The organism is Amycolatopsis roodepoortensis, assembly GCF_024628825.1.
GTDB lineage: Bacteria > Actinomycetota > Actinomycetes > Mycobacteriales > Pseudonocardiaceae > Amycolatopsis > Amycolatopsis roodepoortensis.
Genome location: NZ_CP102415.1, coordinates 8,905,921 through 8,931,168, shown reverse-complemented (window position 1 = coordinate 8,931,168; position 25,248 = coordinate 8,905,921). Strand labels below are relative to the sequence as shown.

Sequence of the window (25,248 nt, the reverse complement as noted above, 5' to 3'; positions counted from 1 at the left end):
CCCGCAAGTGTCACGCGGCGCGTCGGAAGTCCTTGAGCCGGAGGCTGTTGGACACCACGAGTACCGACGACAGCGACATCGCCGCCCCGGCGATCAGCGGGTTCAGCAGGCCGAGCGCGGCCAGCGGGATCGCGGCGACGTTGTAGCCGAACGCCCAGGCCAGGTTTCCCCGGATGATCCGCAGCGTACGGCTGGCGAGCAGGATGGCGTCGGGGACCACGCGCAGGTCTTCGCGGACCAGCACCAGGTCGGCCGAGCGCACCGCGATGTCGCTGCCCTGTGCCATCGCCATGCCGAGATCCGCGGTGGCCAGCGCCGGACCGTCGTTGATCCCGTCCCCGACCATCGCGACCCGCGCTCCCCCGGCCCGCAGTTCCTCGATGACCGCGGCCTTCTCCGCGGGCAGCACTCCGGCACGCACGTCGGCGACGCCGATCTCGTCCGCGACCACGCGGGCGGCGGCTTCGTTGTCGCCGGTCAGCAGCACGGTCCGCAGGCCGAGCGCGTGGAGGGCCTCGACGGCCGCCCGCGCCGACGGCTTCACGACGTCCCTGATCGCCAGCTGCCCGGCGAGCCCGCCGTCGACCGCGACGAGGATCGCCGTGGTGCCGTCCTCCGCCATGAAGTCGCCGGGCACGGCGATACCGCGTTCGGCGAACAGGCGCGCGTTGCCGACCAGGACCTCCTGCCCCTCGACCTCGCCCTTCGCACCGAGCCCGGGCAGCGCGCCGAATCCTTCAACCGGGGGAAGGTCCGGCAGTTCCGCCCGCGCCGCGGTCACCACGGCCGCCGCGATCGCGTGCTCCGAACCGGCCTCCACGGCCCCGGCGAACCGCAGCAGCTCGCCGCGGGTGAACCCGTCGGCGGGACGGCACGCGGTGACGGTCATCTTCCCGGTGGTGACGGTGCCGGTCTTGTCCAGCACCACGGTGTCCACCGTGCGGCTCGCCTCGAGCGCGTCCGGTCCCTTGATGAGGATGCCGAGCTGAGCTCCCCGGCCGACCCCTGCCATCAGCGCGGTCGGCGTCGCCAGCCCGAGCGCGCACGGGCAGGCGATGATGAGGACGGCGACGGCCGCCGCGAACCCTTCGCGGGCTGGTGCCCCGCCGAGCAGCCAGGCCGCGAGCGTCAGCGCGGCCACGCCGAGCACGGCGGGGACGAACACCGCGCAGATCCGGTCGACCAGCCGTTGCACCGCGGCCTTGCGGGCCTGCGCGCGTTCGGCCAGCGCGGTCATCTGGGCCAGTTGCGTATGCGTGCCGACCGCGGTCGCGCGGACGACGAGCCTGCCGTCCCGGTTCACCGAAGCGCCGACGACCCGGTCGCCGGTGGCGACCTCCGCGGGAACCGGCTCGCCGGTCACCGCGCTCACATCCACAGTGGACAGTCCGTTGTGGACGACGCCGTCGGCGGCGATCGACTCGCCCGGCTTGACCACGAACAGGTCCCCGACGGCCAGTTCGCCGACCGGGACCATCCGCTCGACGCCGTCCCGCAGCACCCGGACGTCCTTGGCGGCCAAGGCGTCCAGCGCGGCCAGGAGCCCGGCGGCGCTGCGCCTGGACCGGCTCTCGAAATACCGGCCGGCCAGCAGGAAGGTGGTAACCCCGGCGGCGACGTCGAGGTAGATCGCGTCGGCGCCGGCCGCCGTCGGGCCGAAGCCGATCCAGTACCCCGGCTCCGTGCCGCCCGCGAAGGCGGACCACGCCGACCACGCGAACGACGAGAGCACGCCCAGTGACACCAAAGTGTCCATACTGGACGACCGATGACGGAGATTCCGCAGCGTGGCGCGGTGGAACGGCAGCGCGGACCAGAAGACAACGGGAACGGCCAAGGCGAGGCACAGCAGTTCCCAGCCGGGGAACCGCAGCCGCGGCACCAGTGCGAGAGTGATCGAGAGGTTCCCCAGCGGGATCGCCAGCAACGCGGCGACGACCAGCCGTCGCCGGAGATCCCGGACCCGGGCGAAGCCGATGTCCGGATCCTCCTCACCGCGGATTTCCGCCGTGTAGCCGGATTTGCGGACCCGCTCGATGAGGACGTCGTCGTCCAGCGCTTGAGGCACCTGCACGGTGGCGCGCTCGGTCGCGTAGTTCACCGACGCGCGGACGCCGTCCAGCTTGTTCAGCGTGCGTTCCACCCGCGCCGAACAGGCGGCGCAGGTCATCCCCGACACGGTCAGTTCCACCGTGCGGACGGCGGCCTCCGGCGCGGAAATCGTCATTTCGTGGCACTCCCAGGATTCACCAGTGGTTCCTCGGTGGCGGAACAGGTGTCCGGGTCGTGTCGCGAGGCAGATTACCGCCGCCGGGAACCGGGGCCGCCCCCGGCCCGACTACTGCGGTGGTGGTGGAACAGGTGTCTCGAGTCAGGCTTCGGTCCAGGTGGTCGTGAGTGGCGTTTCGGGTTAGAACACGAATCGCCACTCACGACCAGCTGGACCACTAGGCCTGCCGCGGGGTCAGCGTGAGGTCGAAGGTGTTGCCGTCCCCCTGGACCAGGGAGCTCACGTAGGAGGTGAACGCGCCGCAGCCGGTCAGCGGCGCCAGCGAGTAGGTACCGCGCAGCGCGCCGCCCTTCGCCATGGTGAAACCGTCGCCGGTGCGCAGTTCCGCCGTCGACGGAGCCGACGTCCGGCAGCCCGGCCCGGTGCTGACCGGCATGCCGACGAGCGTCACCAGCGGGAGGACGGTGGTGAACCGCGATCGCGCGACGAAACCGGTCCCGGCGAGGTCGCCGCCCTGCGGCCCGTCGGCGACGAACTCCAGATCGGCCGAACCCGGCAGGAAGCCGAACAGCCGGAAGTCGGTGTGCGCCTTGTCGAACGCCGGGCCGCCGCTGAACACCGTCGCCGCGGTCGGGCTCAGTTCGAAGGTGCCGGTCAGCGGCGCGTCGGCACCGAGTGCCTTGACGCCCGTCTTCCCGGCGATCGCGAACCGATGCCCCGACGGCTTGTCGCCGAGTTCGAAGGACAGCAGGACCGGATCCTGGCCGGGGTCGAGCGTGCAGTCCGAGGTGAAGGAGCCGAGCCCGGTGAAGGAGCCATCGGGCTTCTTCGGGGTGAGGCGCGTGGTGAAGTCGCCGACGGTCAGCGTCGTCTTGCCCGGTTTCGCCAGCGTGATGGTGGGCACGGAGCCGGTCGCCACGGGGCTGAACGTGCCTGACGGCGGGATGTCGGTCTTGGCGACGTTCAGCGGGATGCGCACGGGAAGCGGGTTCGCGTCGCCGTTGACCAGTGTCACGCCGGCCGCCGCGGTGCCCTCGATGGTGGTGGCACCGACGAGGTTGAGCCCGCGCGCCGCCTTGTCCGGAACGGTCACGGTGATGGTCAGCCCGGAGGTGGTGAGCGTGCCGCCGGGCGCCGTCGGCACCTCGAAGTCGGCCTTGATGTCGACGTCGAGCTTCTGCAGCCCGATCAGCGGGAACGGGCAGGTGAACGACAGTTTCTTGTCGACGGGTGTACCGGCGGCCGCGCTGCGGACGGCGACGAACAGCAGGCAGCCGGCGGTGATCAGCACGACGAGGCCCGCCGCGAGCAGCATCCGGACGTTGATGCGAAGGGGCATGGTCGCCTTCCTGGACGGCTCGGAAACGGCACCGGTCCCCGTCACGGAACGCGACGGGGACCGGCTGCCTGACTTACTTCTTGGTGAGGTTCAGATCGAGCGTGTTGCCGTCGCTCTTGGCGAACATGCTGATCATGTCGTTGAACGAACCACAGTTCTGCAGAGCCGACAGCGAGTAGGTGCCGGTGAGCTTCCCGCCCTTGAGCAGGTCGAAGTCCGGACCGGTGGTCATCTCGCTGGTGGACGGGCTGACCGTGCCGCACTTCGGGTCGTTGCTGATGGGGATCCCGAAGATCTGCACGCTCGGCAGGAACACGTTGAACTTGATGTGCGCCTTGAACCCGGTGCCGACGAGTTCGCCGGTCTGCTTGCCGACCTGCTCGACTTTGATCTCCGAGCGGCCGTCGACGAACCCGAACAGCTTGAACTGGGTGGACGACGGGTCGAGCTTCAGGTCACCGGTGAACGTCTTCGACGCGAGGTCCACGTCCGCGTCGAAACCACCGTTGATCGCCGCGGTGCTGCCGAGCGACTTCAGCGCGGTCTGTCCCTTGATGCCGAACGCGTACTTGATCCCGCCGCCACCGGGGGTGGTGGTAGTGGGCGTGGTCGGCGTCGTGGTCGGCGTCGTGGGGGTGGTGGTGGGCGTGGTCGGGGTGGTGGGCGTGGTCGTGCCGCCACCGCCGTCACCGATCTTGATCGTGGCCAGGGTGTTGTTCTGGCCGGGATCCTGCTTGCACGGCGCGTCGATCGTGCCGTCCGGCGTGATGCCGGTGACCGAACCGTCGGCCTTGCGCGGGGTGACCTTCAGCCGCAGGTCGCCCACGGTGATCTTCGCCTCGCCGGGCTGGTTGAAGGTCAGCGAAGGCGTCTTGCCCGACGCGTTGACCGTCATCTCGCCCGAGGTGGGGATGTTCTGCTTGGCGATGTCGTTCGGGACGCTGACCGGGAGGTTGAGCCCCGGTGCCGCCACGGTCGCCGCCGCGATGGCCTGGCCTTCCAGCGTGGTCGCACCGATCAGGTTGAGCCCGCTGACCGTGTCCGCGTTGATCGTGGAGACGGCCTTGATGTCGAACGTGCCGGTCGGCTGACCGGTCTTGACCGACAGCGGGAGATCGGTGTTGATCACCACCTTCAGCGACTGCGACCCCACGAGCGGCAGGTCGCAGTGGTAGTTGAGCGGGAGCGAGATGGGATCGGCGACACTGGACTGCGCCCCGACCACGAGTACCGCGGCGGCGAGGCCAACGGCACCGGCAGCGGCGGCGGCGACCGCCTTCTTGGTTCCTCTTCGGTGACTCACGATCGTCCTTCCGTGGTATCAACGATGATACGAAACGGCGTACAATTCCCCAGAGCAATGAATATCGGCCCGGGAGAATTCTCCGGGTAGCGACGATGTCTGACGGATCGCAACCGAACAGTAAACTAACGACGCGTCCGCACCGCTATCAAGTGCTTCACCGGAAAAATCGACCCGCCGCCGGTAAATTGTCACACGGACACGGTAGAACCGGGTGGTTCCTAGTAGCGGCACATGGGTTTCCCCAGTTCAGAGCCAAGTGGACGCGCCGGCGGAACCGCTGACGCGGGTGACAATCATGCCACTGAAAATTATCTCGCGCGTGCCAATCACCCTTTCCCGGGCCGTCGCCGCCTTGCCTGCCGGAATCTTTCGTGAGTAACCTCGCGGTTCAGCAAGCCGGTCACCGCCGACCATCGCGGAATCGCGCTCGTCGCGGGCGGGACAGGCACTCTTTCGCCGAATTCGACGGGGAAATCATGAAAAGAATGCGCCGCACGGCAGCGCGAACCGCGTTCGCCGCCGTCTCCGTGACCGCCGCGGCGGTCCTGCTGAGCGCCTGCGGGTCCGACGAACCCGCCGACGCCGGCAAGCACGCCGACCCGGCCGCGCTCGCCTGGGTGGACAAGGTGTGCTCGGGCGTCGCGACGGGATCGGCGAAGCTGTCGAAGCCGCCCGCGTTCGACCCCGCCGACCCGCAGGGGACCAAGACCGCGATGGTGGGCTTCCTGAACTCGCTCACCGCCGCCCTCGACGACATGGCGGGCGGGATCCGGAACGCCGGTGTGCCGCCGGTCCCGGATGGACAGTCCGCTGTGGACAAGGCCACCACCACGCTCGGCGAGACCAAGTCGAAGGTGTCCGCCACCCTGACCCGGATGCAGGAGGCGAAGGTCACCGACCAGGCGAGCCTGCAGAAGGTGGTCGCCGACGCCGACAGCACGATGAGCGGGCTGAGCGAGCCGGAAGGCCCGATCAAGCATCTGCGCGCCAACCCCGAACTGGATCTCGCGTTCACCGAGTCCACGACCTGCCGCCAGGTCTACGGCGGCAACGCCTGAGTACCGTGCCCGGCGCGGAAGCGGTGTCGCGAAAGCCACTTTCACAACCGTCAAGGTTGCGAAAGTGGCTTTCGCAACGCGCCGATGCCCGGGGCGGGCCCGCGCGTGCACTACCCGAATCCGACATCGAGTCCATCCGCCCTGGAGGCCCGGCCGTGCCGACCACGTTCCCCCGCCCGTCCCGCCGGACACTCGCCGTCGCGCTGGCGATCGTCCTGTCCGCCGGTCTCCTGACCGTGCTGAGCGGGAACCCGGCGAGTTCCGCCGCCCCGCCGGCGTCCGACGACGCGTTCTACACCCCGCCGTCCCCGCTCCCGGCGGGCAAACCGGGTGACATCATCCGCTCGCGTGTCTCGAAAGCCGGTCCGCGTAAGGATTCCGTCAACGCCTGGCAGGTGATGTACCTGTCGACGGACGCCCTCGGACGGCCGGACGCGGTGACCGGGACCGTGCTGGTACCGAAGAACGTGGACCCGGCGAAGGCACCGATCGTCTCGTTCGGCGCCGGCACGCACGGCCCCGCCTTCCACTGCACGCCGTCGAAGATGATCGACATCGGCGCGTTCTACGAGCAGTCCGGCCTCGACGACGCGCTCGACGCCGGATTCGCCGTCGCGCTCACCGACTACGAGGGCTATCGCCAAGATCCGAAGACGACGTACGTGGTCGGGCGTTCGGAAGGGCCGGCGATGATCGACGCGGCCCGCGCCGCGCAGCGCCTGCCGGAGGCGAAGCTGTCCACCGACGCCAAGGTGCTCTTCCGCGGGTACTCGCAGGGCGGCGGGGCGGCGGCCTGGGCAGGCGAACTGCAACCCGCGTACGCGCCGGAGTTGAATCTCGTCGGTGTCGCCGCCGGCGGCGTACCCGCCGACCTCGTCCAGGTCACCCTGCAACTCGACGGGAAGTTCGGTTTCGGCGTCTTCGCCTACGCCCTGATCGGCCTCGACCACGCCTACCCCGAACTGAAACTGGACTCGTTCCTCAGCGACAACGGCCGCGTGAAGCTGGCGGAAATGCAGAAGAGCGCTTGCACGTTCGAGCTGCTCACCACGTACGCGAACCAGAAGATCGCCGACTACACGACCAGCGCCGGTTACGTGCGGCCGGAATGGGTGAAGCGGCTCAACGAGAACAAGCTCGGCGGCACTCCGCCCAAGGTCCCGGTGCTCCTCTACCACGCCACCCAGGACCAGCTCGTCCAGTTCGCCCAGGCCGACGCGCTGCACAAGGCCTACTGCGCCGCGGGGGTCAAGACGACCTGGAAGACCTTCGACACCGACCACATCACGGCGGTCTACACCGGCAACGCCGACGTGCTCGCCTTCCTCAAGGACCGGGTCGCGGGCGCCCCGGCGACGTCGAACTGCTGAGCGGGCGGTGCTCGGAACCGCCCAGGAGTCCTTTGTGGACGACGGTGCGCGGACCGGCGGGCGGCGTGAGCTGCTCCGGTTCGCCACCGTCGGTCTCGCCGCTTTCGGGCTCACGCTCGGGGCCAACTACGGGCTGAAACTCACCGTACTGCCCGAGAAACCGGTCACGGCGCTCGCGATCGCGACCGTCGTGGCGACCGTCTTCGCGTATCTGCTGTCCCGGCGCTGGGCTTTCCACACCCGCGGCGGCAGACGCGGCTTCCCGGAAGCGGTGCTGTTCTTCACCGTGAACGTGATCGCCGTGACGATCAACCTGTGCCCGCCGCTGATCTCGCGCTACGTCCTGCGGCTCGAGGTGCCCGAAGTCAGCTTCCTCGTCCAGGAGATCGCCGACTTCGTCAGCGGCATGCTGCTGGGCACGGCGGCGGGTTCGGCGTTCCGCTGGTGGGGCTACCGCCGCTGGGTGTTCCCGGTGGCGGGGGCGCGTCAGACGTCGGCGGGGCGCAGCCGTTCCGCGCGCAGCGCCAGCTCGATCCGCAGCCGCTGATCCGGATCGTCCAGCCGTTCGCCGAACAGCTCCGTGAGCCGCCGCAGCCGCGCCCGCACCGTCTGCGGATGCACGGCGAGCCGCCGGGCGATCTCGGGCGCGCTCCCCCGCGTCTGCACCTGCGTGAGCAGGGTCGCCGCCAGTTCGTCGTGCTGGCGCGGCGCCAACCCCGACAACGGTTCGAGCGCCTCCCCTGCCAGCCGGTCGAGCAGGAATTCGTCGGCGAGCAACAGCAATGTGGTGATGTGCTCCTCGCACCACAGCACCGGTCCGACCGTCGTGATCATCCCCCGCCGGGTGAGTTCGGACGCACGCCTGGCGATCCGGAACGACTCGGCCGCCTGCGCGACCGGGACGGACACCCCGACCGTCGCCGACCAGCCGGACGGCAGTTCCCGCAGGCCGCCGAGGTCGGCCTCCGGACAGGCGACCAGCGCGCCGGGCACGTCGGAGACGAGGTCCACCGGAACCGCGGGGGGCAGCAGGCCGGGCGGGAACGAGGGCGCGCCGGGCGTCGCGGTGAAGACGACCGCGGTGATCCGTTCGGGGATCCGCCAACCGATCGCGACGGCGAGAGCGCCGGCGTCGGCCTGGCTGTACCCGGAGCCACCGGTCAACAGCCGGAACAGCCTCGCCCGCTGCTCCGCGGGCCCCGTCGCCTCGGCTTGGGCGGCGTTGTATCCGTCCGTCAGCGCCATCGTCACCTCGACGACGTCACCGAACAGGCACTCCGCGGCGCCGTAGAGGACGTCGCCCGGCAACTGGAGCTGTCGGCCGATCGCGGCGATCGAGCGCCACAGCACCCGGCTCGAGACCCGGAACGCCGCCTGTGCGGCCTCCCGGCTGAGCCCTTGCTGGAACGCGATTCGGCCCTGCGCGCGGAAATCCACCAGGAGATCGTTCTGCAGGAGTTCGGGGACGCCGACCCGGTCGATGGCGCGTTCGATACTGCGCCTGGTCAGCTCGACGGCCGCGGCACGGGCCTCGCCGTCGCTGAACACTTCGGCGCATTCGCTGATCTCGGACACCACGGCGTCGACGCAGTGCCGGGCGATCGCCGGGATCCGCGGGCGGACGGCGTCACCGAGTTCCCTCGGGAGGCGTTCCCACAACACGCCGACGGGCTGCCAGCTCACGTGTGCGATCCCCCGCTGTGAAGTAGGCCGACGATTACGGGCACACATTCCCTTTCGTCCGCGCGCCACCGGCGCACTCGAATGCACGGAGCGTAGAACCGCCGACACATCCGTGTCAAAAGACGTCACACCGAAACGCCCGCTCGTTGTCACGTGGCTGAGCGTCGCGACTTTCCGTTGCAAATTCAACGTCACATTCGGGGTACACGCCGTCCGCCGATCCAGTACAAACGGCCCGCACCGTTCCCGTCGATCCGACGCGGTTATGCAAACGGATTCATGTTTCCTTCCGGCGTTCGAAGAAAATCAAAGGGTGGTCCTGGTGGTGGAGTACCGCGGTTTCGGCATGCTGGCGGCGTTGCCGCGTTCGCTCGGCGAAGAACTGCGTCCGTATACCGGGCACGCCGCGGCCGCCATGGTCAAGCAGGTGCAGCGTTCGGTCACCGCGTATTCGCAGCCGTTGCGCGGTGTCTTCGGCCGCGTCCTGGTCGTCTCCTGCGAACGGGCGGTGCGGCACTACGTCGAGTGCATCGGCGATCCGGACGTGCCCCACGACCGCTGGATCGACTTCTACCGCATGCGCGGGCGGATCGAATTCACCGAGGGCCGCAGCCTGGAACCGTTGCACGACAGCGTGACCGTCGGCGCACGGGCGGCATGGCGGGCGATGCGGCCCATCGTGCGCGGACTCGGCGTCGGCTCCGACGTCATCGCGCTCGCGGCCGAGTCCGTCTTCGTCTACGTCGACGAACTGTGCGCCACGACGATCGAGGGGTATCAGGAGGCGGAAGCCAGGGCGGCGGGCGCGATCCCGCTCCGGCGCCGTCGCCTGCTCGAACTGATCGCCCAGGCGCCGGAAGGGTCCGCGTGCAGCATCGCCAGCCTCGCCGACGGCGCCGGCTGGCGGGTTCCGGGAGCCGCGGCCATGGTCGCGCTGCAGCGCGCTCCCGGCGCGGCGGACTTCCCGGTCCACCTCCTGGACACCACCGTGCTGGCCGACCTCGACACGGCCGAGCCGTACCTGCTCACCGCGGATCCGGACACCGATCTCGCCCCGCTGAAGGACGCGCTGGACGGCTGGCGCGTGGCGGTCTCCCCCGTCGTGCCGCTCGCCGATGCCCCGGCCGCCCTCCGCACCGCCCGCCGCGCGCTACTGCTGAACAGCGACGACGCGCCCGGCCCGGTCATCTGGTGCCGGGATCACCTCGCCACGCTGTGGCTGCTCGCCGAGGACTTCCTCGGCGCCGAACTCGCCAAGCAGAGCCTCGACCCGTTCACCTCGCTGAGCGGGAAACAGCGGGAGCGGCTCAGCGAAACCCTGCTGGCGTGGCTGGAGACGCGCGGTGGCGCGCCGGAGATCGCACAGCGGCTCGGCGTGCATCCGCAGACCGTGCGGAACCGCCTCCGTCAGTTGGAGGAACTGTTCGGCGACCGCCTCAAGGACGCCGACGACCGGCTGAACATGCAGCTCGCGCTCCGCGCGCAACGGCTCATGCGCGCCCACCGCCGCGACGAAGGGCCGCCAGGGAACTGACCCGCCGGACCCGGCGTTCCGGCGGTCGCACGGTGGGGAGCACCCAGCGGAGGCCGCGGCGGGCGCGTTTCGCCCTCGGCTGATCGAGGTGGAAGTCCGCCCGGCAGGCCATCGCGTTCTCCGTCGTTACGGGTGTTTACCGACGCTTTCCTGAATACCGGGACGGCAGGGAAAAGTCGATGCGTAATTGGCGGGGCCGCGCGGTTTTGGCATCCGGCTCGGGGTCGGCCGCGGCATTCTTGTCACCTGTGTCGCAATTGCCGGACGTGTCCGGCGACACGCTGACACACCCGGCGTTCTACACGTTATTTTGACGCCTGACAACGGAAAGGCGGGACATGGCCCTCGAAGCGCGCACACTGACCCTGCACGGGCGGGAAATCCGGCTACGGGAATACGTTCCGTCCACAAAGGACGCTGTGGGCGAACCGCTCGTGCTGCTGCACGGGATCTCGGGCAGCAGCGAGACCTGGGTCCCGCTGCTCGGCCATTTCGAGCGGACCGGGTTCGGACGCCACGTCCTCGCCCCCGATCTGCCCGGCCACGGTGATTCGGCCGCCCCTCGGGCCGACTACGGCCTCGGCGCGATGGCCAGCGTGGTCCGCGACGTCCTCGCGCTCACCCGGAACCGGCACGCGACCATCGTCGGACACTCCCTCGGCGGCGGGATCGCGATGCAGTTCGCCTACCAGTTCCCCGAGATGTGCGCCCGGCTGGTGCTCGTGGACAGCGGCGGGCTCGGCCCGCAGGTGTCCCCGGTACTGCGCGCGACGGCGCTGCCCGGGGCCAGCGCGACACTCACCCTCGCGGTCAACCCGGCCACCGTCGCGATCGCCCGCGGGATCGCCGCCGCCTGCCGCTCGTTCGGCGGAAAGCTCTCTCCCGAGACCCGGGAGCTGATCCGTCACTTCGCGTCACTGGCCGACCCGGGCAGGCGGCGGGCGTTCCTGTCCATCGCGCGCGGCCTGATCGACCTCAGGGGTCAGCGCGCGAGCGCGCTCGACAAGCTCTATCTCGCCCGGGAGGTGCCCACCCTCGTCGTCTGGGGCGCGCGCGACCCGCTCATCCCGGTCGCCCACGGCCGCGCGACCGCCGAAGTGCTGCCGGACAGCCGATTGACGGTGTTCGAAAATGCGAAACACTTTCCACATGTGGCCGACCCGGCCCGGTTCGGCGAGGAGCTCGGACGCTTCCTCACCGGGACCGCGCCGGCCCGGTTGACGCTGGACGAGGTCGTCGAGGTGCTCATCCGCGCCAGCGAGGCGGCGGAAGCACCCGGAAACGCGTCGGAAAAATTGTCATCCGGACGCCATCTCAAGCCCGCCTAAATGTCACTCGTCATCGGATCGGACCACCCGTTCGGGTGTAGTCCATCCAGGTGGCCGATCAAGCTCCCGCCAGCCGTTGACAGTGCCCCCGGGCAATTTTATGTTGCGTGAGCCACAAAATCTGGATCGGCTTCACCGTTGAAGAGGCTGATTTTGTTGCCAGCAAGGATAAAAACATGACCGACTTGGATACCGGATACTCGCGGCACGATCTGCGGACCGCACGACCCGAACCCGGCGTGCGCCACCCCGCCACCCCGCTCCGCCAGCCACCGGGTCCGGTCCAGCGACCGCACGCCTTCACGCCGGCACCGAGAACCCCAGTGGAGAACCGACCTGTGCGCAGCACCGGTGCGAATGGACTGTGGGCGTCACTGCCCAGAGACCTGGGCGAGCGGTTCCGGCCGCGGGCCGACCCCTTGGCACGAGCCATCCTGCAGGAGGTGCAACGAGCCGTTCCCGAATACGCGCAGCCGTTGGAAGGCGCGTTCGGACAGATCATCACGCAGGGTATCCGGCAGGCGATCCTGCACTGCCTCGATACCGTCGGTCAGGGGACGGCGCCGCTCGACAAATGGTCGGCGGTGTTCCGCAACCTCGGGAAGGTCGAATTCAACGAGGGACGCAGCCTCGACTGTCTGCAGACGGCCTACCGGGTCGGCGGCCGCGTCGCGTGGCGGCACGTTTCGGAATTCGGGCAGGCGATCGGAGCGGACGCCGATCTCCTGTGCACCGCGGCCGAAGCGATTTTCGCTTACGTGGACGAGATTTCCGCACTGTCCATCGAGGGCTACACGGCCGCGCAGGAGCGGGCCGCGGGCACCAGGGCCAGACGCAGGCGCCGGCTGCTCGAACTGATGCTCTCCGATCCCCCGGCGTCACCGCAGTCGATCGCGTCCCACGCCGCCAACGCGCAGTGGGCGCTGCCTGCCGAGATCACGGTCGTCGCGCTGGAGCGACGGCTCGGCCCGCTGGACCCCGACAGCGCCGACCTGGACGCCGACGTCCTCGTCGACTTCGAGGGTCCCAAACCCTGCCTGGTCACCGGCGACCCGGACAAGCACCTGAAGGATCTCGCCGAACGGCTCCCCGGCTGGCGCGCGGTGATCGGCCCGGCCGTGCGGCTCACCGAAGCGCCGCGCTCCCTGATGTGGGCACGCCGCACGCTGCGGCTGGTCCAGCGCGGGGTGCTTCCGGACAATCCGGTCACGCGGTACAGCGATCACCTGTCCACCCTGTGGCTGCTCGCGGACGAGTTCCTGGTCCGTGAACTGTGCACGCGCAGCCTCGCCCCGTTCGACGACCTCACCCCCAAACAGCGGGCGCGGCTCGGCGAGACGTTGCTGATCTGGCTGCAATCCCGGGGCAGCGCTCCGGAGATCGCGAAGAAACTCAAGGTCCACCCGCAGACCGTCCGGTACCGCATGCACCAGCTCATCGATCTCTTCGGTGACCGGTTGAACAACGCCGACGACCGGCTCGACATGGAGATCGCCCTGCGCGCGGAGGCCCTGCTCGCCGAGGACTGACCGACCAGCGTTCCCACTCACAACGAGGTGACGAGGTGACCCGACCGCAGGACGCCCGCAGCGGGGTCGAGGCGACGTACGGACCGCTGCTCACGCCTGCCCGGCCGGGTGGGCCGGGCGGGCGCCCGGTGCAGCTCTGGGCGCTGCTGCCGAGAGAGCTGGCGACGGTGTTCAGACCGGTGCTGGCCGACGTGGCCGGGGAGGTGGTCCGCGAGATCCAGCGGACCATCCCCGACTACGCGCGGCCACTGGACGGCGCGTTCGGGAAGGCGCTCAAGACCGGTGTCCAGATGGCGTTCCTGCAGTTCGTGGAGCGGATCGGGAACCCGGACGCGCCGTCGGAGGACCGCCGGAGCGTGTTCCTGAGCCTGGGTGTCCAGGAGTTCCATCAGGGCCGCAACGTCGACGTCCTCCAGGCGGCGTACCGCGTCGGCGCCAGGGTGACGTGGCGCCGGGTGGCCGAAGCGGGCCGTCGCGCGGGAGTTCCATCGGCGACGCTGTGCCTGCTCGCGGAGGCCATCTTCGCCTATATCGACGAACTGTCGGCGCTGTCGGTCGAGGGTCACGCGGAAGCACGGGAAAAGGCCGCCGGCGCACTGGAGCGCCGGCGGCACCGTCTGATGGAGCTCCTGCTCGCCGAGCCGCCGTCACCGCCCGAGGTCGTCAAACACGCCGCCGACCTCGCCCGCTGGCAACTACCGGACCGGCTCGTCGCCGTCGCCCTCGACCGGCCCTCGGACGAAGCACCGGCGGCCGCGCCGAGCGCGCTGGCCGACTTCGAGAGCGCCACCCCCTGCCTCCTCATGCCCGCGCCGGAACCGGACGAACGGGACCGATTCGCGGGAGAACTGGCAGGCTGGCGGGCCGCGATCGGCCCCGCCGTGCCACCCGTTTTCGCGGCACGCTCGCTACGGGCCGCACGCGAAGCCCTGCGGCTCGTCGACTCGGGGGCGCTCGCCGACGAGCCCGTGACGTGGTGCGTAGACCATCTTTCGCGTCTGTGGCTGCTCAAGGAACCGTTTCTGGCCACCGAACTCGTCCGGGAACGGCTCGGACCGCTGGCCGGGTTGACCGGCAAGCAGCATTCGCGGCTGGCGGGGACGCTGCTGGCGTGGCTGGAGACCTGCGGGAACGTGCGCGAGGTGGCGGAACGGCTGGCCGTGCACCCGCAGACGGTGCGGTCGCGTGCCCAGGAACTGGAGGCGCTTTTCGCGGACGGGCTGCGGGATCCTGAGCGGCGGTTCGAGATGATCCTGGCGCTGCGGGCCGCCCCTTCGTGAGGCTTAGCGCGTGAAGGCCCCCTTCCCTCGGCTGAGCCGAGGGAAGGGGGCCTTCACGCGCAGCCGGGACCTCATGGAGCGCGCGGGTGGTGTTGCGAAAGCCACTTTCGCAACCCCTCCAGCCAGGCACGACACCCGGCCGTGTGCTGGAGGTACGGGAAAGTCACTCACGGGAGCGGTCGAGGGACCTTGGTTGCGTTGAGTGAGGGGTGTGTGGAAATAGGGACGCTGAATGTCCCTATTTCCACACACCCCTCACCAAGGCGACCGCTGACAGCAGGCTCATGCCGGACCGTGTGGATTTCGGGTCACCTAACGCACCAAAATCCACACAGTCGTCGCCATGCCCGTCAGACGGTCTGCACGCACCCCTCAATTACCAGCGGGTGCCATGGCTCCCTTTCCCGAGTGCATGAAGGCCCCCTTCATGTACCTCAGCTCCCCGACGTCAGGCGGCGGCCAGTGCGGTCACCCGCCACTTCCCCTCGGCCCGTTCCGCATTGACGCTCAGCTGAGCCGCACCGGTACTGCGCTGCCCGTCCCCGCGCACGCCGGTCTGGTCCAGGAACACCAGCAGCGACGCCCGGTCCCCGTCGAGGACCTTCACCCCCGAGACCACCGCCGTCGAGGTCACGACCAGCTTCTGGTCCGCCGCGAGCCCGCGGACCTGCGCGAACAGCTGGTCGTACTGCCCCAGCGCCGGCCCGGTGAGGACCTCTTTCGCGGCTTGCTCGCTCTTGGCGGGGTCGTCGTACCGGTAGGAGAAGACCGTGCCGAGCGCCTTGCCGATCTGATCGCTCACCTCCGCGGTGGTGGCGACGTCGGTCAGCGCCGTGTTGTGCGCCAGCACCGCCTTGACGTCCCGCGCCTCGATGGCGAACCACCCCGCGAGGCCCGCCATCACCAGCGCGACCGCGCCGAACACCATCGCTCCCCGCCGGCGCACCGGAGCGACAACGGCCGGCGGCTCCTCAAGGACGTCCTCGGGAACGTCCTCGGCGGGCGCTTCGAGAACCTTTGTGCTCCCGCCCATCTTCCCGGCGACCTTCACCGCGCGCCGCGGCGGTTTGACGGCTCGTTTCGTGGTCATCCCGTCCTCCGTCAGGGCTTTCCGGTGTCGGTCACCGGCACCTGGCCGAGCGACGTGACGCGCCACCCGTCCGGTGTCCGGTTCAGGCCGGCGCGGAACCGGTTGTGCTTGGTCACCGCCTCCCCGCCTTCGGGCCGCACCTCGAGTTCGACCGAAGCGATCACCTCGGCCGTTCCGCCGCCACTGTCCACTTCGGTCACCGCGGCGTCGACGACCCGGCCGGTGGTGACGGTCTTCGCCTGGCCGATCCGGCCGAGTCCGCCTTCGCGGTCGCGCGCCAGTTCGTCGTGCAACGCGCCGCCGGACAGGTTCAGCCAGTTCTGGTAGCCCTGCTCCGCCTGCCGATAGTCCAAAGTGGTCAGAGCGGCGACGGCCTGTCTGCCCACCTGCAACGCCTCCTCGCGGACCGTCGCCCGCGCGACGCCTTCGTCGTGGCTCGCATCCCACCATGAGTAGCCGAACCAAGCCGCCAAAGCCGTAGCGGCAGCGGCGAGGAACGCGGCGATTCGAGTCATGGCCTTCACCTTCCCGGCACGTTCTGCGAGCCGCGCACGTTCGTGGGGTTGCCCTTGGGCAGGGCACAGCGCGCCGCGGTGTTCAACGGCCGCGGGGACGTGTCGAGTCCGTCGCGGTAAGCGGTCCCGTAACCGGTGACGCACGGCGGCGGATCGAAGAACGTCAGCGAGAGGCCGACGCGCGCGCCGTCCGGCCCCATGATCGCGTGCCCCGCGGCCACCGCTTTCGGCGCGGTGACCAGCAGCTGCTCGATGCCGTCCTGGCGCGTTTCCAGCACGTCCGCGGTGGTCAGCAGATTGGCCAGCAGGATACCGAGACTCGGGCCGGACTCCCGGAGAAGCGTGCTCACCTCGTTCGCGGCCGCCGGGACGGCCGGGATCAGCCGTCGCAGATCGCCGTCGGAGCTCTTCAACGTCGCGGCGAGCAGTTTCGCGTTGGCACCGAACGAGCGGATCGCGTCCGCCTGCGAAACCTGGGTGTCGAGTACGGTCTGCGCGTCGGTCACGAACCTGGTCAGCGGGCCGACGTGCGCGCTCGCCTCTTGCACGAACTCGATCCCCCGCCCGACGAGCTGATCCAGCGCGGGGCCGGCGTCGGACGTCGCCTTGTACAGCTCGTCGACCACGGTCCGCAGCGCGGGCTTCGGCACCGAGTTGGCGAAAGAGTCCACACTGGACAGGACGACGTCCACCGGCAGCGGGATCTTCGTGTCCGCCTCGGCGATCACCGAACCGTCCCGGAGCATGGCTCCGTTGTCGCGGCGAGGCCGCAGGTCGACGTACTGCTCGCCGACGGCGGATCGATTGGCGACGACCGCTTCCGTGTCCGCGGGCACCTCCGGGCCGCCCGGCTCGATTTCGAGGTCGACCTCCATCCCGGAGGCCGTCAGCCGCAGCTCGCCGACCCGTCCGATCGGCACGCCCCGATAGGTGACTTCGGCGTTGCTGAAGATGCCGCCACCGGTGGCGAGCCGCACTTTGACGGTGTACCCGCGATCGAGCACCAGTTTGTCCAGCCCCGCGTACGTCGCGCCGACGTAGGCGACGCCGAGGACCGCGATGGTCACGAAGACCACCAGCTGCACGCGGACGAATCTGGTCAGCATCAGCGGCCACCACTGTTCTTGAAGGTCAGGAACGTGTTCAGGTAGTCGCCGCGGATGGCCTCCAGCGCGGCGTCGGGGAATGGGAAGGTGAAGATCATCTCCATCGCCTTCGGCAGTTTGTCCCCGGAATCGGCCAGCTTCCGCAGGAGGGGTTCGAGCGCCTTGAGATCGGCGACGAGGTCGTCCTTGCTGCGGTTAACCGTGTCCACCGCGACCGAGGTGAGCCCGTCCAGCGACTTGAGCATCCCGACCAGCGCCTGACGCTGCTGGTTCAGCACCTCGATCCCGGGGGTGAGCCCGTTCAGCGTCGCCTTGATCTCCTCGGTGTTCGCGTTCAGCGTCGCCGCGAGCTTGTTGACGCTCTCGATGGCGCGGGTGATCTCGGCCTTGTGCTCGTCAAGACCGCGCACGAATTTGTCCAAATTGGACAGCAGGCTGCGCGCCGCGCTCTCCTTGCCGCGGAGCGCGTCGTTGAGTTCACGGGTGATGTTCTGCACCTGCGCGACGCCGCCACCGTTGAGCAGCAGGGAAAGCGCGCCGAACACCTCCTCGATCTCCGGCGTCAGCGAAGAACTGGCCAGCGGGATCACCGCGCCGTCGACCAGCCGCCCGCTCGGCGTCCCCTCGGGTGGCGGCGCGAGCTCGACGAACTTCTCGCCGAGGATGCTCGCCTGCCGCAGCCGTGCGACCGAATTGGCAGGCAGGTTCACGTCCCCGTTGATGAGCAGGCCGACCACCGCGCTGCGACCGTCCGGCGCCAGCTCGACGGTCCGCACCTGGCCGACCGGGACGTCGTTGACCTTCACCCCGGACTGGGGCACGAGATCCAGCACGTTCGTGAAACTCGCCGTGACGTGGATCGGTCGCTCACCCAGCGCGGCCCCGCCCGGCAGCGGGATGTCGTAGACGTCGACGCCGCCGCTGCAACCGGTGGCGGCCAGGACGAGCACCAGGACGGCAGCGAGCCGGGTTTTCATTTCGCCCCCGAGAATTCGGTGAGGTTCCCCCGGCCGTCCAGCGTGCCCGCGCCCTGGTTGTACGCGCCGAGCACGTTCGCCAGCGCGTTCGGCGCGGCGTCGAGTGCCTCGCTCAGCGACTCCTTCTGCCGGCTGAGCAGCTTGGTGATCTCGGCGAGTTTGTCCACATCGGACTTGACCTTGCCGCGGTTGTCCTTGATGAACCCCTGCACCACACTGAGCGCCTCGGTGAGTTCGGTCATCGCGCCGGAGAACTGGTCCCGTTGATCGGCCAGGATCTTGCTGAGCGAGGACATCTGCTGGATCGCCTGTTTCACCTTGTCGTCGTTCGACGCGAGCATCGCGGTGAACTTGCTGATGTTGTCGACCGAGTTGAACAGGTCGTCCTTGGAATCGCTCGCGGTCCTGGCGAACTCGCCGAGGTTCTTGATCGCCTCGCCGAGTTTGCCGCCGTTGCCGTCGAGGTAGGCCGCGGCCTTGGTCAGGACGTCGCTGACCGCGCCGTCCCGGTTGGCGCCCTTCGGCCCCAGCGCGGTCATCAGCTGGTTGAGGCTGCCCAGGAGTTCGTCGACCTCCACCGGGGTGACGGTGCGCTCGGGCGGGATCCGCCCGTCGTCGCCCAGCTCCGGCCCGCCGACGTACACCGGGGTGAGCTGCACGTACCGGTCGGCGACCAGGCTCGGCGTGATCACCACGGCGCCGACGTCCGCGGGCAGTTTGACGTCCGGCCGGACCGTCATGGTCACCTCGACGGTCGTGCCGCGCGGTTCGACCTTGGTCACCGAACCGATCGGGACGCCGAGCACCCGCACCTCTGTGTTCGGGTACACCCCGACGGTCGCGGTGAAGAACCCGGTCAGGACGCGGTCGGCCTGCCTGGTCAGCAGCGGCCAGGCCGCCGTCACGAGCAGCCCGGCGACGACGGCGAGCGCGAGCCTCCGCACCCAGGCCCGCCGCCGGGCCTGCGCCCCGAGATCCGACAACGTGAAGTGGCGCCCCATCAGCGTCCCCCCTTCCTCGAAGGCATGCAGCTGCCCGGCGTGCCGCCGGTCGGGACTAGCCCGCAGATGTAGGTGTCGATCCAGCGGCCGTTGCCGACCGCGTTGCCGAGCAGGCGGTAGAAGGGCCCGGCCAGCCGGAGGCTCTCGTCGAGCTTGTCCTGGTTCCGCAACAGCACGGTGGCGACGCGATCGAGCTGGTCGAGCGCCGGGCCGAGCGTCTTCTGGTTGTCCGCCACCAGTCCCTTGAGCTGGATCGACAGGTTCTTCACGCCGCTGAACAGCTTCGCGATGGCGTCCTTGCGCGCGTTCAGCTCCGTCAGCAGGGTGTTGCCGTCGCGGATCAACGCCTCGATCTGCTGCGAGCGATCCCCGAGCGTCTTCGACACCTTGTTCGTGTTTTCGAACAGCTTCACCAGCTCCTGGTCGCGGGAGGCGAGCGTCTTGGACAGCGCGGTGATGCCGTCGAACGCGGTCCGCACGTCCTGCGGCGTGGAGGCGCCGAGCGTTTCCGACAGGGTTCCGAACGCCTTCGCCAGCTGGTCGGTGTCGATCGCGCCCACCGTGTTCGCGAGGTCGTTGAACACCGTGGTGACGTCGTACGGCGAGCTCGTGCGCTGCACCGGGATCGGCTCGTCCGGATCGAGTTCCGCGTTCCCGACCGGGTCGAGGACCAGGTTCTTCTGCCCCAGCAGCGTCTTGATCTTGATCGCGGCGGTGGTGCGGTTGCCGATCCAGGTGTCCTTGACCCGGAACAGGACCTTGACCCGGCCACCGTCCAGCAGGACGTCGGAGACCTCGCCGACCTTGACCCCGGCCACGCGGACCTCGTCGTTGCGTTTGAGGCCGGCGGCCTCGGTGAACTCGGCCGCGTACGTGGTCCCGCCGCCGACCAGCGGGAGGTCGTCGGAGAAGAAGGTCGCCGAGCCCGCCACCGCCATCAGCAGCGCCGTGACGGCGCCGACGACGATCGGGTTGCGGCTGCGGAAGGGTTTGATCCTCGGCGCTTTCACCGGCACCGTCCCTGGGTCAGCGGGATCCCGACCGGCGGGCCGCCCGGGGCGGGTGGCGCGTCGGACTTCACCGAGCACAGGTAGAAGTTGAACCACGAGCCGTACGAGACCATCGAGCCGATGCGGTCCAGCTTCTTCGGCAGGTTCGCCAGGAACTGCTCGAACACCGGCGTGTTGTCGGCGAGGTTCTTCGACAGGTCGCCGAGGGTGTTGATGCTGTCCTTCAACGGCGCGCGGCCGTCCTGGAGCAGATCCGCGGTGGCGGTGGTGAGCTCGCCGAGCCCGCCGATCGCCTGCCCGATCGGTTTCGCGTCACCGGCGAGCCCGGACACCAGCTGCGCGGTGACGTCGACGAGTTTGTCGAACTGATCGCCCTGGGAATTGAGCGTGTCGAGCACCGTGTTGAGGTTCCCGACCACCTGGCCGATCACCTCGTCCTTGCCCGCCAGCGTGTTCGTGAGGGACGCGGTGTGTTCGAGCAGGCTGTCGATGGTGCTCCCCTCGCCCTGCAGCACCTGGACGATCTCGAACGACAGCTGGTTGACGTCGCTCGGCGAAAGCGCCTGGAACAACGGTTTGAACCCGTTGAACAACGCGGTCAGATCCAGTGCCGGCTGCGTCCGCTCCGGCGGGATCAACGCGCCCTCGTCGAGCACCGCCGGCCCGTCCGGGCCGGGGTCGATCGAGAGATACCGCTGGCCGACGAGGTTGCGGTACCTGATGGTGACGGTGGCCCCGGCGGTGAGGCGGCGCTTGTTCTCGATCGAGAACCGCACGTCCGCCAGCCGTCGTTCGACCACACCGACCGAATCCACCTGGCCGATGCGGACACCGGACATCCGGACCTCGTCGCCGGGGTTGACCGACGTGGCGTCGGTGAACCTGGCGGTGTAACCGACCGTGGTGCCGACCCCGGAGTTGGCGATGGTGATGGCCAGGATCCCGGTCGCCACCACGGTGACCACGAAGAAGACCAGGCCCTTGAACGCCGGCCCCGTGATACCCCTCATCGGACGGTCACCTCCGTACCACGCAAGGCCGGGCCCACGAGCACGCTGCTCCAGTCCGGGACCTCGGCCGGCTTCATCCCGAGCGACGGCGCCAGCAGCTCGGCGACCAGCCCCCGCTCCCCCTTCGAATTGGCCGGGCCGAGGTCCCCATCGGCGGCGAACGCCACCGCCGCCGAAGTCCCGCCGCCGCCGTAGCAGCGCGGCCCGCCCTTCTGGTCGAACCTCGGATCGTCCCGGCCCGGCACGTATTTGTCGCGCGGGTCGTGGACGGACAACGTCACGTGCAGCCCCGGTTCCCCGGTGCCCTTGCCCAAGGCCTTCTCCATCACCGGCTTGAGCCGGTTCACCGCGTCGAACAGGCACGGGAACTCTGGCGAATAGCGGGACAGCAGTTCCAGCGTCGGCCTGCTCTTCACACTGACCCCGATGATGTTGTCCTTGTTCTGTACCAGGAACTTGTTCAGGTCGCCGCTCGCGGTGGTGACGCTGGTGTACAGCTTGTCGAGATCCGCCCGGGTGTCCACAATGGTCTTCGCGGTGGTGGAGAGATCCGAGAGCGCCTTGAGGATGTCCGGTGCCGCGCCGGTGTAGAGGTCCGCCACGTCGGCGAGACCGGTGACGTCGGCCTTGAACTGCGGCATCAGCGGATTCACCTGATTGAGCAGATCGTTGAGCTGGACGATGCTGTCCCCCAAGGACTTCCCGCGGTTGTCGAGCGCGAGCGAGATCGCGCCCAGTGAACTGTTCAGCTTCTGCGGCTGCACCGCACGCAGCAGCGGCAGCAGATCACCGAGGACGCGTTCCAGCTCGATCGCGTTGGAAGACCGGTCCTGGCCGATGACGTCGCCGTCGCGCAGCGAGCCTCCCGCGGGCCGCTCCGGGAGCACGAGGTTGACGTAACGCTCGCCGAACACCGTCTTCGGCAGCAACCGCGCCGAGACGTTGCGCGGCAGCTGATCGATCTTCGCCGGGTCGATGGCGAGGTCGATCTCCGCGCCCTCCGCGGTGCCCCGCACCGCCCTGACCTCGCCGAACGGCACACCGCGGACCTTGACCTCGGCGGGCGGGGCCAGCTGGTTGCCGACCCGGTCGGTCTTGAGCGTGACCAGTTCCGCGCGTTCGAAGTCCTTGTTGAAGATGGCGACGGCGAGCCAGCCGAGCAGCACCAGGATGACGAGGAAGACCACCCCCGCCGCCTGCGTCCGTGCGCGCGTGCTCATCCGGACACCTTCACGGTCGTGGTGGCGCCCCAGATCGCCAGGCTGAGGAAGAGGTCCAGCACGCTGATCAGCACGATCGACGTCCGCACGGCGCGACCGACCGCGACCCCGACGCCCGCCGGGCCGCCCGCGGCGCGATAGCCGTAGAAACAGTGCGTGAGGATGACGCCGACGCTGAACACGAGGACCTTGGCGAAGGACCACAGCACGTCTTCAGGGGGTAGGAACAAGGAGAAGTAGTGGTCGTAGGTCCCGCCGGACTGTCCGAAGAAGACGACCGTCGTCACCCGTGAGCCGAGGTAGGAGATCAGCAGGCCGATCACGTAGAGCGGGATGATCGCGATGAACCCGGCCACGATCCGGGTGGTGACGAGGTACGGCATGCTGCGCACGGCCATCACTTCGAGCGCGTCGATCTCTTCGGAGATCCGCATGGCGCCCAGTTGCGCGGTGAACCCGGCGCCGACCGTCGCGGACAACGCGAGGCCGGCCGAGAGCGGCGCGATCTCGCGGGTGTTGAAGTAGGCGGTGAGGAAGCCGGTCATCGCGGAGATGTTGATCTGGTTCAGCGCGCTGAAACCCTGTAGCCCCACGGTGATCCCGGTGAACACGCACAGGCCGACCATCACGCCGACGGTGCCGCCGATCACCGCGAGGGCCCCGCTGCCGAAGGTCACTTCCGCGAGCAGGCGCACCACTTCCCGGAAGTAGCGGGTGACCGCCATCGGGATCGCCGCGAGCGCCCGGATGTAGAACAGCAGCTGGTCGCCCAGCTCGAAAAGACTGTTACCGGGGCGTTTGAACGCCTCGCGGGCCCGTTCGGGGACGCTGGTCACGGGATCAGGTTCCCTTCGCCGGAACGAGCTGCAGGTACAGCGCGGTCAGGATCGTGTTGACGAAGAACAGGAGCAGGAACGTGATCACCACCGACTGGTTGACGACGTCGCCCACGCCTTTGGGGCCGCCCTTCGGGTTCAGGCCCCGGTAGGCCGCGACGACGCCGGCGAGGAAACCGAAGATGAACGCCTTGATCGAGCTGACCACGAGGTCGGGCAGCTGGGCGAGCGCGTTGAAACTCGCGAGGTACGCGCCCGGCGTCCCGCCCTGCACGATGACGTTGAAGAAGTAGCCGCCTAGCACGCCGACGACGCTGACCAAACCGTTCAGCAGCACCGAAACGCCGATGGCCGCCTGCACACGGGGCACGATCAGCCGGTGGATCGGCGAGACACCGAGCACCTCCATCGCGTCGATCTCCTCGCGGATGGAGCGCGCGCCCAGATCCGCGCAGATCGCCGAACCGCCCGCGCCCGCGATGATCAGCGTGGTCACGATCGGGCTTGCCTGCTGCACGACGGCGAGGACGCTCGCGGCGCCGTTGAACTGCTGTGCGCCGATCTGGCTCGTGAGCGAACCCAGTTGCAGCGAGATGACCGCGCCGAACGGGATCGACACGAGGATCGCGGGCGTGATCGACACGCTCGCGATGAACCAGAACTGCTGGATGAACTCGCGGACCTGCACCGGGCGGCGGAACATCGCGAGGACGACGTCGATCCCCATGGCGCACATGCGGCCGAATTCGCGCAGGCCCGCGGCGGCCTTCTCCGGCGCGCGGACGAGGAGGGAGACTGGACTGGCCATCGTCAGGCTCCACATCCGTTGGGGGGCGGGCCATCGCCGACGCATCGCAGCCGGAGGTTGGTGACCAGGGTGTTGCCGGGGCCGGACACCAGCCCGGTCAGCAACGGGCTCAGATCCTCACGGACCCCGCAGCCGGCGAAACCCGGTGTCGTGAAGGTGCTCGTGACCTTCACCGGCGGGGCGGGGAACGCGAGCGGCACCAGCGCTTTGATGTTCACCGCGACCGATTGCGCGGTCCGGCAGTTCGGGCCGACGTCGAGGACCTTGCCGTCCACTTTGACGTTCGTGAGTTTGATGAACACCTTGTTCGTGACGTCGGTGTGCGCGCAGATGTTGGTGCCGACCTCCTTGCAGTCGCCGGTGGCACCGGTGTCCACGTCGACCACGCCGGTCGCGTCGCCGTCCGGGATGAGTTCGACATCGCCGGTGGCGGGCATGAACCGGAAGGAGACGAAGTAGCTCGACGTCGGCGGGATGGCCAGTTTGCCGGTGATCGGCGAATTGTCGCTGAAACCGAGGATCTTGCCGTCGAACCGGCCCTGCGGGAAGGTGATGTCCGAACCCAGTTTCGCGACCCGGCTGGTCGTGGGCTGTTGTTCGTCGCCGACGTAGAATCCGAACTTCAGCCCGGCCTGGGCGATGGCGGGCTCCTGCGCGAAGGCTTCTCGTGTCTGCTGTGTCCGCGCGGGGTCGGCGGAGGCGGAAGCCAAGGAAAGCGCCCCCAGCCCCAGCACCGCCGGGAGCAGGAAGGCGCGCAGAACGCGCCCGGTCAGCACTGACATACGGGCTTCCTCATTTCGACTTATCCGGCCGAACGGCCAACTGGAGCAGCACGCTACTGACGGAATGCCGGAGGGACAAGTAATCCGGGAATGGCGGCTCCACGAGGGGAAAAGATTGTAATGGGCGTAACTGTTTTGCCTCGGGTCTCGTGAGTGGTAATGACGGTTCTAACCGTCCTTGCCACTCACGAGGCCCTGGGCATTGCGGCCGCACCGAAGGCCCCGCTACGTTCGGC

The 25,248-nt window shown here is 69.0% G+C and carries 22 protein-coding genes; 7 read left to right on the top strand and 15 right to left on the bottom strand.

Annotation, left to right across the window (positions count from 1 at the left end; genetic code table 11):
- Window positions 1-10: 10 nt before the first annotated feature.
- The 3 genes from NQK81_RS42775 to NQK81_RS42765 all read right to left on the bottom strand — a co-directional run bounded on the left by NQK81_RS42775 (window position 11) and on the right by NQK81_RS42765 (window position 4,872).
- A complete protein-coding gene (locus tag NQK81_RS42775; protein ID WP_257486042.1) occupies window positions 11-2,227 on the bottom strand; it encodes a heavy metal translocating P-type ATPase in 2,217 nt (738 codons plus the stop codon).
- A 220-nt stretch (window positions 2,228-2,447) separates the two neighbouring features.
- Window positions 2,448-3,569, bottom strand: coding sequence for a DUF6801 domain-containing protein (locus NQK81_RS42770; RefSeq protein WP_257486041.1), 1,122 nt, complete (start codon window positions 3,567-3,569; stop codon window positions 2,448-2,450).
- Window positions 3,570-3,642: 73 nt separating this feature from the next.
- Window positions 3,643-4,872 (bottom strand): DUF6801 domain-containing protein, encoded by a 1,230-nt coding sequence (locus NQK81_RS42765; protein WP_192741856.1) that lies wholly within the window; start codon window positions 4,870-4,872, stop codon window positions 3,643-3,645.
- A gap of 488 nt (window positions 4,873-5,360) precedes the next feature.
- Here NQK81_RS42765 and NQK81_RS42760 point away from each other — a divergent pair, with 488 nt between their 5' ends.
- The 3 genes from NQK81_RS42760 to NQK81_RS42750 all read left to right on the top strand — a co-directional run bounded on the left by NQK81_RS42760 (window position 5,361) and on the right by NQK81_RS42750 (window position 7,850).
- Entirely contained in the window at window positions 5,361-5,933 is a 573-nt protein-coding gene (locus tag NQK81_RS42760; protein WP_126734307.1) for a hypothetical protein, read from the top strand.
- 155 nt (window positions 5,934-6,088) lie between these two features.
- Window positions 6,089-7,303, top strand: coding sequence for a lipase family protein (locus NQK81_RS42755; protein WP_257486040.1), 1,215 nt, complete (start codon window positions 6,089-6,091; stop codon window positions 7,301-7,303).
- 7 nt (window positions 7,304-7,310) lie between these two features.
- The gene (locus NQK81_RS42750) at window positions 7,311-7,850 is read left to right on the top strand and encodes a GtrA family protein (RefSeq protein ID WP_257486039.1); all 540 of its coding nucleotides are present in this window, start codon (window positions 7,311-7,313) and stop codon (window positions 7,848-7,850) included.
- Here NQK81_RS42750 and NQK81_RS42745 read toward each other — a convergent pair.
- Window positions 7,790-8,986, bottom strand: coding sequence for a PucR family transcriptional regulator (locus NQK81_RS42745; protein ID WP_257486038.1), 1,197 nt, complete (start codon window positions 8,984-8,986; stop codon window positions 7,790-7,792). The two genes, NQK81_RS42750 and NQK81_RS42745, sit on opposite strands and share 61 nt — an antisense overlap.
- Window positions 8,987-9,299: 313 nt before the next feature.
- On the opposite strand from NQK81_RS42745, the gene NQK81_RS42740 reads away from it, so the two are divergent.
- From NQK81_RS42740 to NQK81_RS42725, 4 genes are all read left to right on the top strand, one after another.
- Window positions 9,300-10,520, top strand: coding sequence for a PucR family transcriptional regulator (locus NQK81_RS42740; RefSeq protein ID WP_257486037.1), 1,221 nt, complete (start codon window positions 9,300-9,302; stop codon window positions 10,518-10,520).
- A 338-nt stretch (window positions 10,521-10,858) separates the two neighbouring features.
- Window positions 10,859-11,848, top strand: a complete 990-nt coding sequence (locus NQK81_RS42735; protein WP_257486036.1) for an alpha/beta fold hydrolase — start codon at window positions 10,859-10,861, stop codon at window positions 11,846-11,848.
- Between the two features lie 338 nt (window positions 11,849-12,186).
- Window positions 12,187-13,377, top strand: coding sequence for a PucR family transcriptional regulator (locus NQK81_RS42730; protein WP_185927192.1), 1,191 nt, complete (start codon window positions 12,187-12,189; stop codon window positions 13,375-13,377).
- Window positions 13,378-13,412: 35 nt separating this feature from the next.
- On the top strand, window positions 13,413-14,657 hold the full coding sequence (locus tag NQK81_RS42725; protein ID WP_126734313.1) for a PucR family transcriptional regulator: 1,245 nt from the start codon (window positions 13,413-13,415) through the stop codon (window positions 14,655-14,657).
- A gap of 448 nt (window positions 14,658-15,105) precedes the next feature.
- On the opposite strand, the gene NQK81_RS42720 is transcribed toward NQK81_RS42725, so the two are convergent.
- The 11 genes from NQK81_RS42720 to NQK81_RS42670 are packed head-to-tail and all read right to left on the bottom strand — an operon-like array spanning window position 15,106 to window position 25,012.
- Window positions 15,106-15,747, bottom strand: coding sequence for a hypothetical protein (locus tag NQK81_RS42720; protein ID WP_257486035.1), 642 nt, complete (start codon window positions 15,745-15,747; stop codon window positions 15,106-15,108).
- A gap of 11 nt (window positions 15,748-15,758) precedes the next feature.
- Window positions 15,759-16,262: an Rv1363c family protein gene (locus tag NQK81_RS42715; protein ID WP_126734315.1), complete on the bottom strand. Its 504-nt coding sequence runs from the start codon at window positions 16,260-16,262 to the stop codon at window positions 15,759-15,761.
- A gap of 5 nt (window positions 16,263-16,267) precedes the next feature.
- The gene (locus NQK81_RS42710) at window positions 16,268-17,368 is read right to left on the bottom strand and encodes an MCE family protein (protein ID WP_257486034.1); all 1,101 of its coding nucleotides are present in this window, start codon (window positions 17,366-17,368) and stop codon (window positions 16,268-16,270) included.
- A complete protein-coding gene (locus NQK81_RS42705) occupies window positions 17,368-18,345 on the bottom strand; it encodes an MCE family protein (protein WP_257486033.1) in 978 nt (325 codons plus the stop codon). The genes NQK81_RS42710 and NQK81_RS42705 overlap by 1 nt, the downstream gene beginning before the upstream one ends.
- Window positions 18,342-19,346 (bottom strand): MCE family protein, encoded by a 1,005-nt coding sequence (locus NQK81_RS42700; RefSeq protein WP_257486032.1) that lies wholly within the window; start codon window positions 19,344-19,346, stop codon window positions 18,342-18,344. The genes NQK81_RS42705 and NQK81_RS42700 overlap by 4 nt, the downstream gene beginning before the upstream one ends.
- A complete protein-coding gene (locus NQK81_RS42695; protein ID WP_257486031.1) occupies window positions 19,346-20,356 on the bottom strand; it encodes an MCE family protein in 1,011 nt (336 codons plus the stop codon). The genes NQK81_RS42700 and NQK81_RS42695 overlap by 1 nt, the downstream gene beginning before the upstream one ends.
- Window positions 20,353-21,366: an MCE family protein gene (locus tag NQK81_RS42690; protein ID WP_257486030.1), complete on the bottom strand. Its 1,014-nt coding sequence runs from the start codon at window positions 21,364-21,366 to the stop codon at window positions 20,353-20,355. Before NQK81_RS42690 ends, NQK81_RS42695 begins: the two co-directional genes overlap by 4 nt.
- The gene (locus NQK81_RS42685; protein ID WP_126734320.1) at window positions 21,363-22,586 is read right to left on the bottom strand and encodes an MCE family protein; all 1,224 of its coding nucleotides are present in this window, start codon (window positions 22,584-22,586) and stop codon (window positions 21,363-21,365) included. The genes NQK81_RS42690 and NQK81_RS42685 overlap by 4 nt, the downstream gene beginning before the upstream one ends.
- On the bottom strand, window positions 22,583-23,422 hold the full coding sequence (locus NQK81_RS42680; protein ID WP_034315131.1) for an MlaE family ABC transporter permease: 840 nt from the start codon (window positions 23,420-23,422) through the stop codon (window positions 22,583-22,585). The genes NQK81_RS42685 and NQK81_RS42680 overlap by 4 nt, the downstream gene beginning before the upstream one ends.
- Before the next feature lie 4 nt (window positions 23,423-23,426).
- Window positions 23,427-24,230, bottom strand: a complete 804-nt coding sequence (locus NQK81_RS42675) for an MlaE family ABC transporter permease (protein ID WP_257486029.1) — start codon at window positions 24,228-24,230, stop codon at window positions 23,427-23,429.
- 2 nt (window positions 24,231-24,232) lie between these two features.
- The gene (locus tag NQK81_RS42670) at window positions 24,233-25,012 is read right to left on the bottom strand and encodes a hypothetical protein (protein WP_126734321.1); all 780 of its coding nucleotides are present in this window, start codon (window positions 25,010-25,012) and stop codon (window positions 24,233-24,235) included.
- Window positions 25,013-25,248 lie beyond the last annotated feature (236 nt).

Coding starts and splice junctions, on each gene's coding strand:
- NQK81_RS42770 (WP_257486041.1), bottom strand. CDS start 3,569: ATGCCCCTTCGCATCAACGTCCGGATGCTGCTCGCGGCGGGCCTCGTC.
- NQK81_RS42715 (WP_126734315.1), bottom strand. CDS start 16,262: ATGACTCGAATCGCCGCGTTCCTCGCCGCTGCCGCTACGGCTTTGGCG.
- NQK81_RS42675 (WP_257486029.1), bottom strand. CDS start 24,230: ATGGCCAGTCCAGTCTCCCTCCTCGTCCGCGCGCCGGAGAAGGCCGCC.
- NQK81_RS42685 (WP_126734320.1), bottom strand. CDS start 22,586: ATGAGCACGCGCGCACGGACGCAGGCGGCGGGGGTGGTCTTCCTCGTC.
- NQK81_RS42760 (WP_126734307.1), top strand. CDS start 5,361: ATGCGCCGCACGGCAGCGCGAACCGCGTTCGCCGCCGTCTCCGTGACC.
- NQK81_RS42720 (WP_257486035.1), bottom strand. CDS start 15,747: ATGACCACGAAACGAGCCGTCAAACCGCCGCGGCGCGCGGTGAAGGTC.
- NQK81_RS42700 (WP_257486032.1), bottom strand. CDS start 19,346: ATGGGGCGCCACTTCACGTTGTCGGATCTCGGGGCGCAGGCCCGGCGG.
- NQK81_RS42670 (WP_126734321.1), bottom strand. CDS start 25,012: ATGTCAGTGCTGACCGGGCGCGTTCTGCGCGCCTTCCTGCTCCCGGCG.
- NQK81_RS42705 (WP_257486033.1), bottom strand. CDS start 18,345: ATGAAAACCCGGCTCGCTGCCGTCCTGGTGCTCGTCCTGGCCGCCACC.
- NQK81_RS42775 (WP_257486042.1), bottom strand. CDS start 2,227: ATGACGATTTCCGCGCCGGAGGCCGCCGTCCGCACGGTGGAACTGACC.
- NQK81_RS42735 (WP_257486036.1), top strand. CDS start 10,859: ATGGCCCTCGAAGCGCGCACACTGACCCTGCACGGGCGGGAAATCCGG.
- NQK81_RS42690 (WP_257486030.1), bottom strand. CDS start 21,366: ATGAGGGGTATCACGGGGCCGGCGTTCAAGGGCCTGGTCTTCTTCGTG.
- NQK81_RS42710 (WP_257486034.1), bottom strand. CDS start 17,368: ATGCTGACCAGATTCGTCCGCGTGCAGCTGGTGGTCTTCGTGACCATC.